Origin of the sequence: Streptomyces sulfonofaciens, from assembly GCF_014656295.1 — a bacterium.
GTDB classification, from domain to species: Bacteria; Actinomycetota; Actinomycetes; order Streptomycetales; family Streptomycetaceae; genus Streptomyces; species Streptomyces sulfonofaciens.
The window spans coordinates 57,926-75,587 of record NZ_BNCD01000016.1; the positions used below are offsets into that span (position 1 = coordinate 57,926).

A 17,662-nucleotide genomic window follows, 5' to 3' on the forward strand; every position below is an offset into this window, starting at 1 on the left:
CCGCTACGGCGAGGCCCCGTAGCGCCGGGCCCGGCGGCACCCGGCGCGGGCCCGCGCGGCCCCTCGACCGGCCCGCGGGCCGCTCAACCGGCCGGCGGGCCGCCCGCCCGGGCCCTCACATCGGCCTCCACCTCGTGCCGCGCGCGCCGCTGCTCCTTCGCGAACTCCGCGACCGCGGCCTGCACCTCGCGCTCCAGGTCCCGCCACGCCCGCAACGCGGTCTCGTACGTCTCGGTCTGCTGGTCCGTCCAGCCCTCGCCCGCGGGGGGCCCGTACCTGTCCCGCAGCGCCTGGAACTTCGCCTGCGCCTCGTTCGCCACCTGCTGTTTCTCCACCAGCTCACCGAAGGTATGCGCCACGGTTGTGGATCTTAGGGCGGGTGGGCAGGAGCCCGGGGGCGACTCGCGGAACGGTCCGCGGGCGGTCGTGCCCCTCCTCGCCCGCGGGCCGCAGGGACCTGGGGCAGGGGGCCCAGGGCCCGCTCGCCGTCCAGCCGGTGTCGGCGGCGGCGGGCGCAGCGGAGTCGGCGGGTCCAGCGGTGCCCGCGGGCTCGACGGACAGGTCGTTGTGGCGCGGCGACTGGTCGCAGGGGGCCGGACCCGGCGGATGCCTGGTTCCCGGGGTCCAGCGAGAGGGTCGCAAGTTCGATATGCCGTACGCGGGTCGTGCATTCGAACATGACGGTAGGACCGGTGCCGGGTGCCGTCAACGCCCACCGCGGAAGTCGGCGTCCACCCCCGCGGAAGTCGGCGGTATCCCGATCGGGCAGGACGGCGGCCTACCGCTGCCGGGTCCTCGTGCCTTCGGCCGCCCGGTCCGCCGGGTCCTGGCCGCCGTCCGTGCGCCGGGTGAACCGCATGGTGCCGTCGTCGATACGGCCGTGCCGCAGGGTCAGCACGTCGTGCGCGTAGTTCATGCCGAGCCGCCACGGGGCCCGGGAGCCGGCGCGGGGGAACGCGCCGACGGAGCGGAGCACGTACCCGGCCCGGAAGTCGAGCAGCGGCCGCTCGGTGACGGAGGGGTCGTCGTTGACGGGTACGCACTGGTCGTAACCGTGGGCGTCGAGGTGCCGCAGCAGCCGGACGACGTACTCGCCGACGAGGTCGGCCTTGAGGGTCCAGGAGGCGTTGGTGTACCCGATGGTGAAGGCGAAGTTGGGCACGCCGCCGAGCATCAGGCCCTTGTAGGCCATGGTGCCCGGCAGGTCGACGTCCCGGCCGTCGACGCTCAGCCGCAGCCCGCCGAACGCCAGCAGGCGCAGCCCGGTGGCCGTGACGACCAGGTCCGCGGCAAGCTCGGTGCCCGATGCCAGGCGCAGCCCGGTCGCGGTGAACTCCGAGATCCGGTCGGTGACCACGGACGCGCGCCCCCGCCGGATGGCGGTGAAGAGGTCTCCGTCGGGCGCGAGGCACAGCCGCTGGTCCCAGGGCTCGTAGCGCGGGTTGAAGTGGGTGTCGATGTCGTAGCCGGGCGGTAGCCGGCGGGCCGTGGCCTTGCGGATCATCGACCGCACCAGGTGCGGGCGGCGCCGGCTGAGCCGGTACACCAGCGTGCCCACCGCGATGTTCTTCCACCGGGTGACCGCGTACGCGCGGCGCGGGCCGAGCAGCCGCCGCAGCCGGCGCGCCAGCGGGTCCCGGGCCGGGGAGGCCAGCACATAGGTGGGCGAGCGCTGGAGCATCGTCACGTGCGCGGCCCGGTCGGCCAGCGCGGGAACGAGGGTGACGGCCGTCGCGCCGCTGCCGATGACCACGACCTTCCTGCCCGTGTGGTCCACGTCCTTGGGCCACCGCTGGGGGTGGACGAGCGTTCCGGTGAAGCGCTCGACGCCCGGGAAGGGCGGTTCGTGGCCGGCGTCGTAGTGGTAGTAGCCCGTGCAGACGTACAGGAAGCGCGCGGTCAGCAGGACCGTTCGGCCGCCCCGCACCGCCGCCTTAACCGTCCAGCGCGCGTCCTTCGTGGACCAGGCGGCGCGCTCGGCCCGGTGGCCGAAGCGGATGTGCCGGTCGATGCCCGCCTCCGCGGCGGTGTCGCGGATGTACTGAAGGATCGAGGAGCCGTCCGCGATGGCGTCGGGACGCGTCCACGGCCGGAACCGGTAGCCGAGGGTGTGCATGTCCGAGTCGGACCGCACGCCGGGGTAGCGGAACAGGTCCCAGGTGCCGCCGACGGCCTCCCGCGCCTCCAGGATCGTGTAGGTGCGGTGCGGGAAGGCGGTCTGGATGTGGTGCGCGGCACCGATGCCGGACAGCCCGGCCCCGATGATCAGCACGTCGACGTCCGTGGTGGGCCCGGCGGGTACGGTCGCGTCGGCGCCGCTCATGCGGACTCCTTCGGTCGGGCGCGCAGGGAGGCGATGCGCGCGAGCACGCTGTGGTAATGGGTGGGGGCGAGGCGCGCGAGGAGGTCGAACAGGTACGCGTCCGGCCCGACGAGGATACGGGCCTTCCCGCGTTCGACGCCGTGGAGGATGATCTCGGCAGCCCGGTCGGGCGAGGTCATCGCGGCGGCTTCGAACTCCGCCGCCAACTGCTCCTTCGTCCGCCCCCGGCCCTGCGGGTCGGTGTGCATGCGCCCGTTGCGGGCGATGCCGGTGGCGACGCCGCCCGGGTGCACGGTGACGGCCCGCACGCCGGAGCCGCGCAGCTCCTGGCGCAGTGCGTCGGTGAAGCCGCGGACGGCGAACTTCGAGGCGCAGTACGCGCTCTGGTAGGGCATGCCGAGCAGCCCGAACACGCTGGAGGTGTTCACCACGACGCCCTCGTCCTGCGCCACGAGGATCGGCAGGAACGCCCTGGTGCCGTTGACCACCCCGCCGAAGTTGATGGCGTGCAGCCAGTCGTCGTCCTCGGGCACCGCATCCAGCACGGTCGAGGTCACCGCGACACCGGCGTTGTTGAACACCGCGGCCAGCGGGCCCGGCAGCCAGGCGCGCACATCGGCGGCGAAGCGCAGCACGTCCTGCGCGTCGCGGACGTCGAGGACGCGCGCGAGCACCGGGGCCGGCAGCGACGCCGCGGTCCTGCGCAGCCCGTCCTCGTCCAGGTCCGCCAGCGCGACCGGCGAGCCGAGCCGCGCGAGCCGCACGGCGAGGGCGCGGCCGATGCCGGACGCCGCACCGGTGATCACCACCGGCCGTCCGCCGAGCACGGCGCGCCGCGTCCTGGTGCGGGGCACCCGCCCCCGCCCGGTCATGCGCGTGCCCCGGGGACCCGGGCGGGAGCCCCGGGGGCGGTGGTGCGCCCGGGGGACGGTGCGGCGCTCGCCGTCCGGCGGCGGACGACCGCCCGGCCGCCCCTGGCCGGAGCGCCGGCCACGCCGCGCGAGTGCCACCGCTCGGCGCGCTCGCCGGTGGGTTCCAGGACGAAGTCGCGCAGCAGGGTGCGCAGGACGACGTTCATCTCCATGGTGGCGAAGGCCGCTCCGAGGCAGCGCCGGCCACCGCCGCCGAACGGGATCCACTGGTACAGGTCCGGTTTGGTGCCGAGGAAGCGGTACGGGTCGAACGTCCGCGCCTCGGGGAAGACCGAGTCGTCGTCGTGGACCAGGGCGATGCTGACCAGCACCGCGTACCCCCTGGGCAGCGTCCACCGGCCGAGTCGGACGGAGTCCGCCCTCACCTGGCGGCCCACCATGTCGATGACCGGGCGGGTGCGCTGCACCTCCAGCAGGGCCGCCTCGCGCAGCGCACTGCCGCCGGCGTCCGCCTCCGCCACCAGCTCGCGCAGGACGGCCGGGTGGCGGCGCAGCCGCTCGACGGTCCAGGCCAGCGTGGTCGCCGTGGTCTCGTGCCCGGCGGCGAGCAGGGTGATCAACTGGTCGGCGATGTCGCTGCGGCTCATCGCCGTGCCGTCCTCGTGGCGGCTCTGCAGCAGCAGCGCGAGTATGTCGTCGCGCCGGTCGAGTCCGCCCTCCCGCTCCGCCCTGGCCATGAGCCGTTCGACGACCGCGTCGTAGGAGCGGCGCATGGCCCTGAACCGGTGCCACGGGTTCCACCGGCCCCAGCCGTCCTGCGGCACGGGGACCACGGCGAGCCTGGAGCCCAGCTCGACCATGGCCGGGAGCAGCTCCCGCAGTTCGGCGAACTCCGCGCCCTCGGCGCCGAACACCGCCCGCAGGATGGCGTTCAGGGTGATGCGCATCATCGACGGCAGCGTGGCGAAGGCCCTGCCCTGCGGCCAGCCGGCGAACTCGCGCTCCGCCTCCTCCTCGATGATCCGCTCGTAGGCGGCGAGCCGGCGGCCGTGGAAGGGCGGGACGAGGAGCTTGCGCCGCCTGCGGTGGTCCTCGCCCGAGAGTGCGAACAGCGAGCCGGGGCCGAGCACGCGGCCGAGGTTGCGTTCGAGGTTGTCGAAGTCCTCGGTGCCGGACTGGAACAGTTGCCTGACCTCGGCCGGATCGCTGATGACCACGGCGCGGCCGAAGATCGGCACGTCGACGGTGAACGCGTCGCCGTAGCGGTCGCGCAGCCGCCGCATACCGCGGTGCGGCAGGGCCAGCGCATAGCCGCCCTGCACCCAGCGCGGGGCGGACGGACCCGGAGGGAGCGTCACGGTCGTGGCCATGGGGGGAACACCTTCCCGACAGTGGTACGTGAGCGTACCAGTCGTACGGTACGCCGACGTACCATCACGTCAAGGCCCCGGCGGAGGCGGTGTAGCGTGAGTGGCGTGATGACAGCGGGAGACCGGGACCGTGCGCAGGGGACGGCGACAGCGCTCGCGCCGGACGTCCAGCCGAGTCCCCGTCAGCGTCTGCTCGACGGGCTCGCCGCCTCGATCGAGCAGGACGGCTACCGGAACACCACCGTTGCGGACATCGTCCGCCGCGCACACACCTCGCGGCGCACCTTCTACGAGCACTTCGCCGACAAGGAGGCATGCCTCGTCGCCCTGCTCACCGACGCCAACGCGGAGATGGTGCGGCAGATCTCCGAGGCGGTCGACCCCGCGGCGCCCTGGCGCGCCCAGGTGCGGCAGGCGGTCGAGGCGTGGATCGCGTGCGCCGAGTCGAGGCCCACCACCATGCTGAGCTGGATCCGCGACCTGCCGGCACTCGGCGCCGGGGCGCGCGATCTCCAGCGGCGGCTGATGGAGTCCCTCGTCGTGATGATCCAGACGCTGTGCGGCACCGAGCAGATGCGTGCCGCCGGCATCGGCCCGGTGCCCCGGCAGTTGGCGGTCGTCCTGCTCGGCGGCATGCGCGAACTGATCGCGACCACCGTCGAGGACGGCGGCCGCGCCGGGGACATCACCGAGGTCGCCGTCCAGGCATCCGTCGCCCTGCTCGGGCCGCGCGGCTGAGGACGCCGGGCACGGCGACCGGCACCCCGCGATCCCCATCGGCCGGCCGCCGTGCACACCGCGGCACCGCCGTTCACGCCGTCACGCCGTCCACGGCAGCACGGGCGGCGCCGCGCCCGGTGGGTGGACCTGCGGTGTGGCGACCGAACCGGGGGCGCGGTCTTCCGTCACCGGCGGCGCGGCGGGCGCGCGCCCGCCCGGCGGGCCGGCTGCCGGCCCGCACTCAGCTCCTGCGCCGCCCCCGGCTCCGCACGGGCTCGGCGCCCGGCGCGCGGGTGCGGGCCAGCAGCAGCGAGACGTCGTCCTCGGGCGTGGCGCTGCGCAGCATCGTCCTGATCACATGCGCGCAGCAGGCGTCGAGCGTGTCCGTGTCGTGCCGCAGTGCGGTGGCGAGCCGGGCGAGACCGGTGTCGATGTCGTCCTTGCGGCTCTCGATCAGGCCGTCGGTGAACAGCGCGACGGTGCTGCCCTCCGCCAGCTTCACGTCGACGGACTCGTAGGTGGCGAGGCCCCAGCCCACCGGCCCGCCCGTGGGCACCTCCGGGAAGCTGGTCCGGCCCTGCGGAGTGACGATCGCGGGCGGCGGATGGCCGGCCCGGGCCAGTGTGCAGACCCGGGTCGCCGGGTCGTAGACCGCGTAGACGCAAGTGGCGGCGAGGCTCGGGATGCCGAACCGGTCCCCGTCGACCGCCTCGTCCGACAGGGTCAGGGCCACCTGGTCGAGGTGGGCGAGCAGCAGGTCCGGCGGCAGGTCCAGTGCGGCCAGGGTGTGCACGGCCGTGCGCAGCCGGCCCATCGCGGCGGCCGCGTTGATCCCGTGGCCCACCACGTCCCCCACCACGAGGGCCACGCGGTCCCGGGACAGCGAGATGACGTCGTACCAGTCGCCGCCGACTCCTTCGTGCTTGTCCGTCGGCAGGTAGCGCGAGGCGACCTCCAGGCCGGCCCCGCCGCTGAGCCGGCGCGGCAGCAGGTCGCGCTGGAGTGCGAGGGCGGCGCTGCGCTCGCGCGAGTACCGGCGTGCGTTGTCCAGGCTCAGTGCCGCGCGCGTGGCGAGCTCCTCGGCGAGCAGCAGGTCGTCGCGGGTGAAGGGCACCGGATTCTCCGTACGGGCGAAGACGGCCACCCCGAGGATGGCGCCGCGCGCCTTCAGCGGCACGTACATCACCGAGTGCATCCCGGTCCTGCGGATCATCTCGGCGCGGACCGGGTCCTCGGTGAGCCAGTGGTGGGCCGTGTCGAGCCGCGGCTCGAAGTACGACTCGCCCGTGAGGAGCGGCTTGACCATGGGCGACGAGGCCGGTTGGTAGACCACCTCGCCGGGGGAGAAGACGGCCTCCGGCACGCCCTTGTGGATCGACGCCATCCCGCCCCGCCTGAAGGCCGGCCGGTCGCCGTGGGCGGCGCCTCCCGGGCGTTCCCTGGGCACCTCGCCGATCGGGAACCAGTCCGCCAGGTCCACGGTGGCGAAGTCCGCCAGTGCGGGGATGGCGATGTCGGCGAGTTCCTGTGCGGTCGCCATCGTGTCGAGGGTGGTGCCGACCCGGGTGCCGGCCTTGTTCAGCAGGGCCAGCCGCTGGCGGGCGAGGCTGTCGCTGACGTCGATGCCGACCGTGCACAGGCCCTGCGGGGTGCCGTCGGCGCCGTCCAGCCGGAAGACGGACGCCGACAGGGCGCTCTCCTCGCCGTCGCTGCGGCTGCGGCGCACCTCCAGGTCGATCACCGGCTTGCCGTCCCTGAGCACGCGCTTCATCACGGGAGCGATCGCGGAGAGGTCGAAGCCCAGCGCCGCCGCCTCGTTCAGCGGCCGCCCGACCCGGCGGCTGGGCATCCCGCCGACCTCCGCGGCGGTGGCGTTCACCCAGATGCAGTTGAGGTCCGTGTCCCACACCGCGAGCGCGACGGGGGAGCGCTCCATGAGCGTGCGCAGCAGCGAGCTGCCGTCGGTGGCGGCCGCCTCGGACACCGAGAGACCGACGGCCGACAGCAGCCACTGCGTCCCGCCGCCGGGTCCCGCCATGGGGGTGGCCTCGATGGCCACCGGTACCGAGCGGCCCTCGCCGTGCCGTGCCCGCAGCACGCACGACCAGTGGCCTTCGGCGCCGGCCTTGCGGACGCAGCCGGACTCCACGAGGGCCCGCAGCCAGGCCGCGTCGGCCTCGCCGGGGGAGCCGGCGCCGCCGACGGTCCCTCGGGCCCGGTCCTGGGCATCGGCCAGCACGGCGTCCACGGACCTGCCGACCACGTCCGCCGCCCGGTGCCCCAGGAGCTGCTCCATACCCTGCGACCACCCGGTGATCCGCCCGGTGCCGTCGACCAGTGCGGTGGCCGTGACTCCGAAGACGGGGGCAGGGGCGGACTCGCGCCGCTCGGGCGCGTCACCGCTGGAGGGGTGGGCCATGCAGGGTCACCATGCGTCGAAGGCGAATGTGGCATCTCGTTGATTCTTATGCAATTTGTCCCTTATTGCCAAATATGGAAGCCGACCGCGGTCGAGGGGCGAGGGTCGAGGGGCGAGGGCGAAACGGCAGCGCCGGGCGGCGCGCGGCCGGGACGGTTCCGCATCGGGCCGCTCGCCACGGACGGTGCCGGTGCTCGCACACGGCGTAGCCGGGCTCGTGTGCGCGGGCCGGCGCCGCCCGGCCGTCGACGAGGCGCACCCCGGGAGACGGCCCCGCGAGACGGGGCCCGGGGCCCGGAGGTATGGGGGGCACGGGGACACGGGCCCCGGAGGGGCGCCGTGTCCCCGTGCCCCTAGAGCCGTCCCGCCTCGGTGATGCGGCGCAGGAAGCGGCGGGTGCGGTCCTCGCGCGGGTCGCCGAAGAGCTGCTCGGGGCTGCCCTGTTCGCGGACCACGCCGTCGTCCAGGAAGCACACCTGGTCGGCGACGGTGCGGGCGAACGCCATCTCGTGGGTGGCCAGCACCATGGTCATGCCCTCGTCCTTGAGGCCGCGCACCACCGTCAGCACCTCGCCGACCAGCTCGGGGTCGAGGGCCGCGGTGATCTCGTCGAGCAGCAGCAGCCGGGGGCGCACGGCGAGCGCACGGACGATGGCGACCCGCTGCTGCTGCCCGCCGCTGAGCCGGTCCGGGTACTCGTGCGCCTTGTCGGCGAGGCCCAGCCGGTCGAGCAGCGCACGGGCCCGCTCCTCGGCCTGCGCACGTCCCACGCCCAGCACCCGGCGCGGGGCGAGGGTGATGTTCTGCAGCACGGTCATGTGCGGGAAGAGGTTGTACGACTGGAAGACGACGCCGATCCTGCGCCGCACCGCGTCGGCGTCGGCGCGCGGGTCGGTGATCTCCTCGCCGTCCAGGTGGATGGCGCCGTCGTCGATCTCCTCCAGCAGGTTGGCGCAGCGCAGGAGCGTGGACTTGCCGGAGCCGGAGGCGCCTATGAGGGCCGTGACGGTGTGCTGCGGGACCTCCAGCGTGACGTCGCGCAGGACGACCCGGTGGCGCCCGTACGTCTTGCGCACGTGCTCCACACGCAGCACGGGGCCCGCGTCCGTGCCCGCCCCCGCTGCGGCTTCCTGCACGGCCGAGCCGCTCATACGGTGCCTCCCTGGGTGCGCCTGCGGTCGAGCCGGGCGGTGACCCAGTCGGTGAAGCGGGTCATCGGGATGGTCAGGGCCACGAAGACCAGGCCGGCGACCACGTACGGCGTGTAGTTGAAGTCCCTGCCCGCGATGATCTGCGCCGCGTACACCGCGTCCACGGCCCCGGCGATCGAGACCAGGCCGGTGTCCTTCTGCAGGGACACCAGGTCGTTCAGGAGCGGCGGCACCACCCGCCGCACGGCCTGCGGCAGGACCACGTACCGCAGTGTCTGGGCACCGGACAGGCCCAGCGAGCGGGCCGCCGCGCGCTGCGAGGGGTGCACGGACTCGATGCCCGCGCGGAACACCTCGGCGACGTACGAGGAGTAGGTGAGGACGAGTGCGCTGCCGCCGAGCACCACCGGGTCCGTGGTGACCCCCTGCAGCCGCAGCGCCGGCACCCCGAAGACGATCAGCAGCAGGCAGATGATCAGGGGCAGCCCGCGGAAGAAGTCGGTGTAGGCGGTGGCCAGCGCACGCAGCGGGAAGAAGACCGGGCCGCGCAGGGTGCGGGCGACGGCGAGCAGCAGGCCGAGGACCAGGACGCAACTGCCGCAGACCGCGAGGAGCTCCAGGTTGAGCAGCAGCCCTTGAAGCACGTCGGGCAGCGCGATGCGCGCGTACCTGGCGTTGAAGAACGTCTCGCGGGTGCGCTGCCAGCCGGGTGAGCCGGTGATGAGCAGGTACAGCACCACTGCCGTCACCGCGGTGGACAACCCGGCGGCGGCGGCGGACCTGCGGGTCCTGGCGCGCTTGTACCGCTCCCGCGCCAGGCGCCGGGGAGAGGGCGTGTAGCCGTCCCCGGCCGTCCCCGCGGGCCCCTCCGCCAGGCCGGCTGCCGGGTGCGCGGTCACTTCAGCACCGGCACGGAGGCCGCGTCGGAGAGCCACTTCTTCTCCAGCGCGGCCAGCGTGCCGTCCTTGCGCAGCCCGTCCACGGCCCTGGTGACGCAGGAGGTGAGCGGACTGCTCCTGTCGAGCACGAGCCCGAACTGCTCGGCCTTGCCGGACGTGTCGCCGAACTGACCGGTGATCGTCGCTTCAGGCACCTCGGCGGAGGTGATGTAGAAGGCGGTCGGCAGGTCGAGGACGACGGCGTCCACCTGGCCGTTGCGCAGTGCCTCCTTGACGTAGTCGCTCTTCTGGAAGACGGCGGGTCTGTGCACCGGCTTGATGAGGTCGTCGACGGTGTCGAGGCTGGTGGTGCCGACCTGGGCGCCGATCCTCGCGTCCTTCAGTCCGGCGACGGTGGTGACGTGCGCGAAGCGGGACTTCTTGAGCGTCACCACGGCCTGGCGCACCGTGTAGTAGCCGGAGGAGAAGTCCACGGCCCGTCTGCGGGCGTCGCTGATGGAGACCTGGTTGATGTCGAAGTCGAACGTCTTCCTGCCGGGTGCGTAGGCGTTGTTGAACGGCACGGTCTGCCAGACGACCTGGCTCCTTGCGAACCCGAGGGAGCGGGCGACCGCGTAGGCGACGGCGGACTCGAAGCCCTTGCCGTTGGCCGGCCTGTCGTCCTGGAACCAGGGCTCGTAGGCGGGCTTGTCGGTGCCGACCGTCAGCCTGCCCCCGGTCTTGGTGGCGAGGGAGCTCCTTGCGCAGGACGCGGCGGACGCGGCGGACGTCTCCTTGCCCGCCGCGCCGTCGGACGCGTCGGGCTCCGGGGCGCAGGCGGCGAGGGCGACGAGTAACCCGGCCAGCAGGGCCGGAAGGGAGGTGCGGGCGGCGAAGTGCATGGCGGGAGGTTGCCAGCACCCGGGCCCGCCTGTCGAGACGGTTCCGTTGCGGACGTGTGAACTCCGCCTGCTCGCGGCGGCGTGACGTGCTGTCGGCGGTGGCGGGGCGAGGCGGCCGCCGGTGGTGGCGGGAGGTCCGTGCCGACGGTGCGTCGAGCGTGACGGGGCGTCGGCGGCGACGGGGCGTCGGCGGCGACGGGAGCCTCGGTGGGTTCGTGGGTTCGTGGGTTCGCGGGTTCGCGGTCCGTGCGGCGCGACGGCAGCGGGCCCGCCGCCCCGGCCCGGGCCGGGGCGGCGCGGGTGCACGCCACCCGGCCCGCACCCGCCTCACGTCCGCCGTGGCGTCAGGCCGTGGCCGCGCCCGCCGGGGCCGACCCGTCGGCCAGTGCCGCCAGCCGGCGGCGGTCGTGCGGCGAGGGGCGGCGGTCCAGGCGGTCCGCGAGGCGGGACCGTGCGGCCTCGTGGCGGCCGCAGCGGATCTGCGCGTACAGCAGCGTCTCCTCCACCACCTCGCGCTGCGCGGCACTGCCGCCGACCGCGTGCAGCCGGGGCAGCAGCCGTTCCAGGCGCCGCGCGGCCGGTGCCCAGCGCTCCTCGGCGAGGTCCTCGAACGCCGCGCAGAGCGGTGCGATGAGCTCCCGCTGCACCGCGTCGGCACCCAGTGCGTGGTCGTGCAGTCTGCGCAGGCCCGGCACGTCTTTGGCCGCGGCCAGGGCGACGCCGGCGTGCAGTGCGACGAAGGCGTTGGCGGGCCGCTCCAGCGTCTCCGTGGGCACCGTCTCCAGCACCTCCTGGATCGGCAGGGCGCCCTGCCAACTGTCGCTCGTCCGGGCCCGCCAGAGCAGCGAGCCCGAGTCGACCAGTGCCCGGATGCCGCACACCTTCGCGGGCGAGAGCTGCTCGGACCAGCGGCGGCGCACCGCCGCGGGGTCCGCGAGGGCCAGTTCGTGCAGCGCGGCGTGCCAGGAGAAGTGCGCGCGGTGCGAGCCGCCGCGGCCCTGGTGCCCGAGCCACCGGTCGAGCTCGCCGCGGCCCCGCTCGTGCTCGCCGCGCTCGTAGCGCACATGGGCCAGTGCGTGCATGGCGTGACCGGAACCCGGCTCCGCGGCCAGTGCCCGTTCGGCCAGCTCGCCTGCCTCGTCGAACCGGCCCTCCTCCTGGCGCACGAAGGCCATCAGGGAGGTGTGGAACCAGTGCCCGTCGTGGGCCGGCGCGGTGCGCTCCACCAGACGGGTGGCGGCACCGCCGTCCAGGCAGTGCAGACCGGAGAAGGCGATGGTGGGCACGGCCACCGAGAGCGCGAGCGCATCACCGGGATACGTGTCCAGGTGCCGCACCAGGGCCGCGTCGCCCTCCGCCCGGGTGCCCTGGACGCGCCGGGCGACGGCCTCGGTGAGGGAGCGCTCGTACGCGCCGGCGCCCTCCCGCACACAGCGCCGGGCATCGGCCAGCGCACGCGGCACGTCCACGGCCGCCCCGCACTCGTGCCCGATCAGCGCGAGCGCGGTGTGTGCCAGCGCGAAACCCGGATCGAGCGCCACCGCACGCCGGAAAGCCTCCCGCGCCCCCGAACGGACCTTCAGCAGCCGGTGCACACCGGTGCGGTAGGCCGCGGCGGCGCCGGAGTGCGTACTCAGGGGGAAGCCGGAGACGTCGAGCGGGCGGCGCGGGCCCCTGCTCCGTCCCGGCCGCTCGGCCAGGTCCGGGCCTGTCGCGGCGGCACCGGATCCGGCGGCGGGGGCCCAGGACGCCAGCACGGCCCGCGCGACGCCCTCGGCCTGGACGCGGATCTCGGGCACGGCGGTCGTCTCCCACAGCTCGCCGCGCCGCGGGGCGCCGAGCGTCCACAGGGCGCGTTCGGCCCGCCCCGCGGCGTCCCGCAGCCGTCCGGCCTCGGTACCGACGCCCATGGCGAGCGGGCCGGGCACCGCGGCCCCGTCGTCCAGCAGGCTCCGCCACAGCGGGTCGGCGTGGTCCGGCACCCGCAGCCCCGGACCCGTGCAGTCCACGACCCAGCCCACCGACAGGGTGCGGGGCTCGCCCCGGTCGTCGACGGACACCGTCAGCGAACCGTCGGACTGCGGCACGACCGAGGTGATCCCGCCCGCGTACGGCCGCAGGCGGCGGGTGCGGCGCATCCGGCTCACCTGCTCCGCGGTGGCCGGAGGCATCCGGTGGCGGTGCACGTTCCACAGCGAGCTGTCCCGCCGGACGAACTCCGCGCGCTCCTCAGCCGAGAGCGCCGCCCACACCTCGGCGGTCACCGGGCGAAGCCCGTCGAGCGCGGGCCGCCAGTCGCCGTGCGAGCGCTGCACCCGGGCGATGTGCTCGCGCACCGCCGCGCGCAGCCCGGCCAGGGGCAGCCCCTGGAGCGGGGTGGGACAGGACGCGGCGGGCAGCGGTGTGACGGAGTGCGCCTGCGGCAGGCGGCCGTTGCGGGACACGGCGTGCACCGTGCGGAGCGGGCGGTCGAGCAGCAGGGCCATGTCGACGGCGGTCAGGCCGGTGCCCACTAACAGGATGTCGTCCCGCCGCTCCCTGCGCAGCGCCTCGGTGAGCGCGCCGGGCGCCCACGGGTCGGCGACGAAGCGGTCGCTGGCGCGCAGGGCCGGGGGCGCCCAGGCCGCGTCCGCCTGGAAGGGGCCGGTCGCGAGGACGACGCAGTCCGCCGTCACCGCCGGGCCGTCGGAGAGGTCGATACGGGCCCTGTCCCGGCCGTCGGGAGCGGTGCTCCACCGGCAGCCGACGGCCCGCGCCCGCACGCGGCGGACCTTGACGACGCCCTGGGCCGCGACGATGGCACGGCCCAGGGTGTCGGCGAGGTACGCCCCGTAGCGGTAGCGCTGGACGAAGTCGGCGGGCGTCACGGTGGGTTCGCCGTGGCCGCACAGCCAGCGGACGAAGTGGCCCGGGTCGTCCGGGTAACAACTCATGTTCCCGGCGGGCACGTTGAGGCGGTGCCGGCGGTCGGGGGTGGAATAGGCGGTGCCGCGGCCGGCCTCGGGGGCCGGGTCGATCAGAGTGAGGTCGAAGGACACGCGGCGGCGGGCCGCGGTCTCGCAGAGCTGGATGGCGACCATGGCGCCTGCGGCGCCCGCGCCCACGACGGCTACGTTCCGGCTTCGCCCCGATGCTGTCAACGCCCCGACCTCCCACCCGGCCCGGCGATGTGGCGGGGCCGACGTTCGCTGTTGGCGCCGGACTGCGCCCGGCGTGATACTACACCGTTTCGGTGAACTTGGTGCTGTTAAGGACGGAGGTTGTTGCATCCGCTCCTCCCGGGACTGCCGGGGGACCTTGTGTTCCCGGGAGCCGAGGGGCTCTCGCGGGTGTCCGGTAACGGGTGTCCGGGGGTCGCCACCGACCGGTTGGAAACGGGGCGGCGTGGTACCTTTCGCCGGTGCGGATCACAGCCAAGACGGATTACGCGGTCCGTGCGATGGCCGAACTGGCGGCGGCACAGGACGCGCCGCTGACCGCCGACGAACTCTCGGCCCGGCAGAACATCCCGGTGCGTTTCCTCTTCGGCATCCTCCGCGAACTCCGCCTGGCGCACCTGGTGCGCAGCGTCCGCGGCCCCACCGGCGGGTACGTGCTGGCGCAGCCCCCCGCCGAGATCACCCTCGCCGCGGTGATCCGTGCGATGGACGGGCCGCTGGCCAATGTGCGGGACCTGAGCCTGAGCGATCTGGAGTACCCCGGGGCCGCTGCGGTGCTGCCCGATGTGTGGCGGGCCGTGCGGACCAGCCTGCGGCAGGTCCTGGAGACCACCACCTTCGCCGACCTCGCCTCCGGGGCACTGCCGGACGTGGTGCGGGACCGGGCCCGGGAGTACATCGACGACGTGCGGAACTACAGCGAATGAGGCACCCCCGCCGGGGCGCTCGCCGCAGGGCGGGTGGCCGGTCGGCGGGCTGCCGGGTTCCACGACGCGGGGCGCCGGGTGCGGGCCTCCGGGTGCCGCAGGACGCCGGGTGTCCCCGGAGGGCGGCCGCCGGCCGCTGACGGGGCGTGCGCGATGCCCGGACTTCCGCCCCGCCGGTGGCCGTGCAGGCCAGGGCGGGCCCCGGCACGGGGGATGTGTTCGCCCGCGTGACACCCGGACGCCGCCCGGCGTTCCCCGGGAGGGCGCCGGCCGCGCCTGTGATGGCGCGTGTCCGGCATTCCGGACGGTGCGCACGCGGTGGCCCCGCCGAAGGGGTGGGCGGCTGTCGACCGGCTGCCCGGGCACGCGAGGATGGTCCGCGGCGCGGGCGGCGCGCGCTCGTGGTGCGGGCCCGGCACCCGTGGGGCGCGGCCCGCGCCCGACGCAGGGATCCGGGCGTGGTCGTACCAGCCCGACGTGATGAGGGAGGTCGGTATGGCCGAGACGCCCGACGAGCAGCCGCCGGGGCGCCGCTGGTGGCAGGGGCGCGGCAGATGGCTGCCGCCGGCCCTCGCCGTGGTGGTCGCGGGCGTGGCGATCGGCACCGTCACGCTCGTCTCGGGCCCGGACGGCGACAAGGAGTCCGCCGCGGAGGCCGGCACCGGGATCGACGTCTCCCTCGGCACCTGCGGCCGGGGCTGGAGCCGGCCGCACCCCGGCACCCAGGTCTTCGAACTGCACAACACCATGGACCGCCCCGCCGAGGTCCATCTGGTGAACGCCCGCTCCGGCGCGGTGTACGGCGAGGTCGAAGGGCTCGCCCCGGGCACCACGCGCCCGCTGCGCGCCCGGCTCGGCGCAGGCACCTACCGCTTCCGCTGCCTGCCGGACGACGCCGCGGCCGTCACCGGGCCCGAGGTGCGCATCGGCGGCCCCGCGCACGGCAGCGGCCCGGCCGCGGTCCCCGTCGACCAGCACGACCTCATCCCGCCCACCCTCGCCTACCAGAAGTGGGTCGGCGGGCGGATGGACGACCTGGCCGGCGCCACCGACACCCTGCGGGCGAAGGTGCGTTCCGGCGACCTGGCGGCGGCACGCTCTGCATGGCTGACGGCGCACCTCCTGTACGAGCGGATGGGCGCCGCCTACGGCACCTTCGGCGACGCCGACCAGGCCATCAACGGCACCGACGCGGGGCTGCCCGGCGGTGTCGACGACCCGGGCTTCACCGGGTTCCACCGCCTCGAACAGGGTCTGTGGCACGGCGGGACGGCAGCCGCGCTGCGGCCGGTCGCCGACCGACTCGCCAAGGACGTGCACACCCTGCGCACGAACTGGGCCACGGAGCGCATGGACCCCCTCGACCTCGGTCTGCGCGCTCACGAGATCCTGGAGAACACCCTGCAGTTCGAGTTGACCGGGCGCACCGACTACGGCAGCGGCAGCAACCTCGCCACCGCCCGCGCCAACCTGGACGGCACCCGGGCCGTCCTGACCCGCCTCCGCCCCCTGCTGCGCACCCGCTACCCGCACCTGACCGCGCTCGACGCCTCCCTGGGCCGTCTGGAGAAGCTGCTCGACGCCCAGCACGAGGACGGCCGCTGGACCCCGCTCAAGGACCTGAGCCGCCCGGACCGCCAGCACATCGACGCCGCCACCGGCGACGCCCTGGAACGCCTGGCGGACATCGCGGCCATCTGCGACGTACGGAGGACGGCATGACCACGGCCGACGGCACCGAGCGCCCCGGCAACGGAGGGGCGGCGGAGACGGCCGCAACCGGCGGCGCCCCCGGCCCGGCGCCCCGCACCGGCGCGGCCGCGGCGGGGCGCACCCGGCGCGGCTTCCTGCGGGGCGCCGCCGTAGCGGGCACCGCCGGCGCGGCGGGCGCCGTGGGCCTGGTGGCGGGTCAGGCGGCGCACGCCGGAGCGGACACTCCCGCGCCGCGCGCCGAGCGCCCCGTCCCCTTCCACGGTGTGCACCAGAACGGCATCCTCGCGGCGCCCTGCCGCAGCACCGCCTTCGTGTCCTTCGACGTCACCGCGGACGCCCGCGCCGACCTCGCCGACCTGTTCCGGACGCTCACGGAGCGGGCCCGCTTCCTGACCGGTGGCGGAGCCCCGCCACCGGCCGGCATCACCGCACCGCCCACCGACTCCGGCACCCTCGGCCCCGAGGTCCCCGCCGGCGGGCTGCTGGTGACCGTCGGGGTGGGCGCCTCGCTCTTCGACGACCGCTACGGGCTCGGACCCCGGGCACCGCGGCGGCTGACCGCGATGGCGCCGTTCCCCGACGACGACCTCGACCCGGCCTGGTGCGACGGCGACATCAGCGTCCAGTTCTGCGCCGACAGCCAGGACACCGTGCTGCACGCGCTGCGCGACATCGCCCGGCACACCCGCGGCGGGCTCCAGGTCCGCTGGCGCCTCGACGGGTTCTCCTCCCCGCCGCGGCCGAGTGGGACGCCCCGCAACCACATGGGCTTCAAGGACGGCACCGCCAACCCGGACCGCGCCGACCGGCGCACCATGAACCGGCTGGTCTGGGCGGGGCCCCCGTCCGGCGAGCCGGCGTGGGCGGACGGCGGCAGCTACCAGGCGGTCCGGCTGATCCGGATGCTGGTGGAGTTCTGGGACCGGGTCTCGCTCACCGAGCAGGAGCGGATGTTCGGGCGCAGCCGGGACACCGGTGCGCCGCTGGACGGCAACCACGAGCACGACACCCCGCGCTTCGCACAGGACCCGAAGGGCGACGTCATCCCGCTGGACAGCCACATCCGCCTGGCCAACCCCCGGACCGCGGACACCGACCGGAACCGGATACTGCGGCGGTCCTACAACTACGACCGCGGCACGGACAGCAACGGCAACCTGGACATGGGCCTGCTCTTCTGCTCGTACCAGCAGGACCTCCAGCGGCAGTTCAAAACCGTCCAGCAGCGCCTCGCCGGCGAACCGCTGACCGACTACATCTCCCCTTTCGGGGGTGGTTACTTCTACGCTCTGCCGGGAGTCCGGAACGCACACGACTGGTGGGGGCGGGGTCTGCTGACCTGAGCGACCCCCCGGAAGGAGGGTCAAGAACAGGCCAAAAATCTCTGGGCAACTCATGACCCGCCCTTCACCCGGGTTTCACGACAGGGCCGCCGCGCTGTCGTGGACC

The 17,662-nt window shown here is 74.8% G+C and carries 13 protein-coding genes; 4 read left to right on the top strand and 9 right to left on the bottom strand.

Translation table 11 applies throughout. The features are described from left to right. Positions 1–83 precede the first annotated feature (83 nt). The 4 genes from IE313_RS24285 to IE313_RS24300 all read right to left on the bottom strand — a co-directional run bounded on the left by IE313_RS24285 (position 84) and on the right by IE313_RS24300 (position 4,565). Positions 84–359, bottom strand: a complete 276-nt coding sequence (locus IE313_RS24285; RefSeq protein WP_189935764.1) for a hypothetical protein — start codon at positions 357–359, stop codon at positions 84–86. Positions 360–778: 419 nt separating this feature from the next. Further along, on the bottom strand, positions 779–2,323 hold the full coding sequence (locus tag IE313_RS24290; protein ID WP_189935766.1) for a flavin-containing monooxygenase: 1,545 nt from the start codon (positions 2,321–2,323) through the stop codon (positions 779–781). Next, the gene (locus tag IE313_RS24295; protein WP_189935768.1) at positions 2,320–3,195 is read right to left on the bottom strand and encodes an SDR family NAD(P)-dependent oxidoreductase; all 876 of its coding nucleotides are present in this window, start codon (positions 3,193–3,195) and stop codon (positions 2,320–2,322) included. Before IE313_RS24295 ends, IE313_RS24290 begins: the two co-directional genes overlap by 4 nt. Next, positions 3,192–4,565, bottom strand: a complete 1,374-nt coding sequence (locus IE313_RS24300) for a cytochrome P450 (protein ID WP_189935769.1) — start codon at positions 4,563–4,565, stop codon at positions 3,192–3,194. Before IE313_RS24300 ends, IE313_RS24295 begins: the two co-directional genes overlap by 4 nt. A 108-nt stretch (positions 4,566–4,673) precedes the next feature. Between IE313_RS24300 and IE313_RS24305 the strand changes: the two genes are divergently transcribed. Further along, entirely contained in the window at positions 4,674–5,303 is a 630-nt protein-coding gene (locus IE313_RS24305; RefSeq protein ID WP_189935899.1) for a TetR/AcrR family transcriptional regulator, read from the top strand. 223 nt (positions 5,304–5,526) lie between these two features. Here IE313_RS24305 and IE313_RS24310 read toward each other — a convergent pair whose 3' ends face one another. From IE313_RS24310 to IE313_RS24330, 5 genes are all read right to left on the bottom strand, one after another. Continuing rightward, the gene (locus IE313_RS24310; RefSeq protein ID WP_189935770.1) at positions 5,527–7,704 is read right to left on the bottom strand and encodes a SpoIIE family protein phosphatase; all 2,178 of its coding nucleotides are present in this window, start codon (positions 7,702–7,704) and stop codon (positions 5,527–5,529) included. Between the two features lie 353 nt (positions 7,705–8,057). Continuing rightward, on the bottom strand, positions 8,058–8,855 hold the full coding sequence (locus IE313_RS24315) for an amino acid ABC transporter ATP-binding protein (RefSeq protein WP_189935771.1): 798 nt from the start codon (positions 8,853–8,855) through the stop codon (positions 8,058–8,060). Continuing rightward, a complete protein-coding gene (locus IE313_RS24320) occupies positions 8,852–9,754 on the bottom strand; it encodes an amino acid ABC transporter permease (RefSeq protein WP_229924907.1) in 903 nt (300 codons plus the stop codon). The genes IE313_RS24315 and IE313_RS24320 overlap by 4 nt, the downstream gene beginning before the upstream one ends. Continuing rightward, positions 9,751–10,635, bottom strand: a complete 885-nt coding sequence (locus tag IE313_RS24325) for an ABC transporter substrate-binding protein (protein WP_189935773.1) — start codon at positions 10,633–10,635, stop codon at positions 9,751–9,753. The genes IE313_RS24320 and IE313_RS24325 overlap by 4 nt, the downstream gene beginning before the upstream one ends. A 344-nt stretch (positions 10,636–10,979) precedes the next feature. Beyond that, positions 10,980–13,739, bottom strand: a complete 2,760-nt coding sequence (locus IE313_RS24330) for an FAD/NAD(P)-binding protein (RefSeq protein WP_373317050.1) — start codon at positions 13,737–13,739, stop codon at positions 10,980–10,982. A 296-nt stretch (positions 13,740–14,035) separates the two neighbouring features. Between IE313_RS24330 and IE313_RS24335 the strand changes: the two genes are divergently transcribed. From IE313_RS24335 to efeB, 3 genes are all read left to right on the top strand, one after another. Beyond that, positions 14,036–14,500 carry an RrF2 family transcriptional regulator gene (locus IE313_RS24335; protein ID WP_189935775.1) on the top strand — a complete coding sequence of 155 codons (465 nt, stop codon included), beginning with the start codon at positions 14,036–14,038 and terminating at the stop codon, positions 14,498–14,500. 495 nt (positions 14,501–14,995) lie between these two features. Beyond that, a complete protein-coding gene (locus tag IE313_RS24340; protein WP_189935776.1) occupies positions 14,996–16,222 on the top strand; it encodes an EfeM/EfeO family lipoprotein in 1,227 nt (408 codons plus the stop codon). Next, a complete protein-coding gene (gene efeB / locus IE313_RS24345; protein WP_189935778.1) occupies positions 16,219–17,556 on the top strand; it encodes an iron uptake transporter deferrochelatase/peroxidase subunit in 1,338 nt (445 codons plus the stop codon). Before IE313_RS24340 ends, efeB begins: the two co-directional genes overlap by 4 nt. Positions 17,557–17,662: the final 106 nt, after the last annotated feature.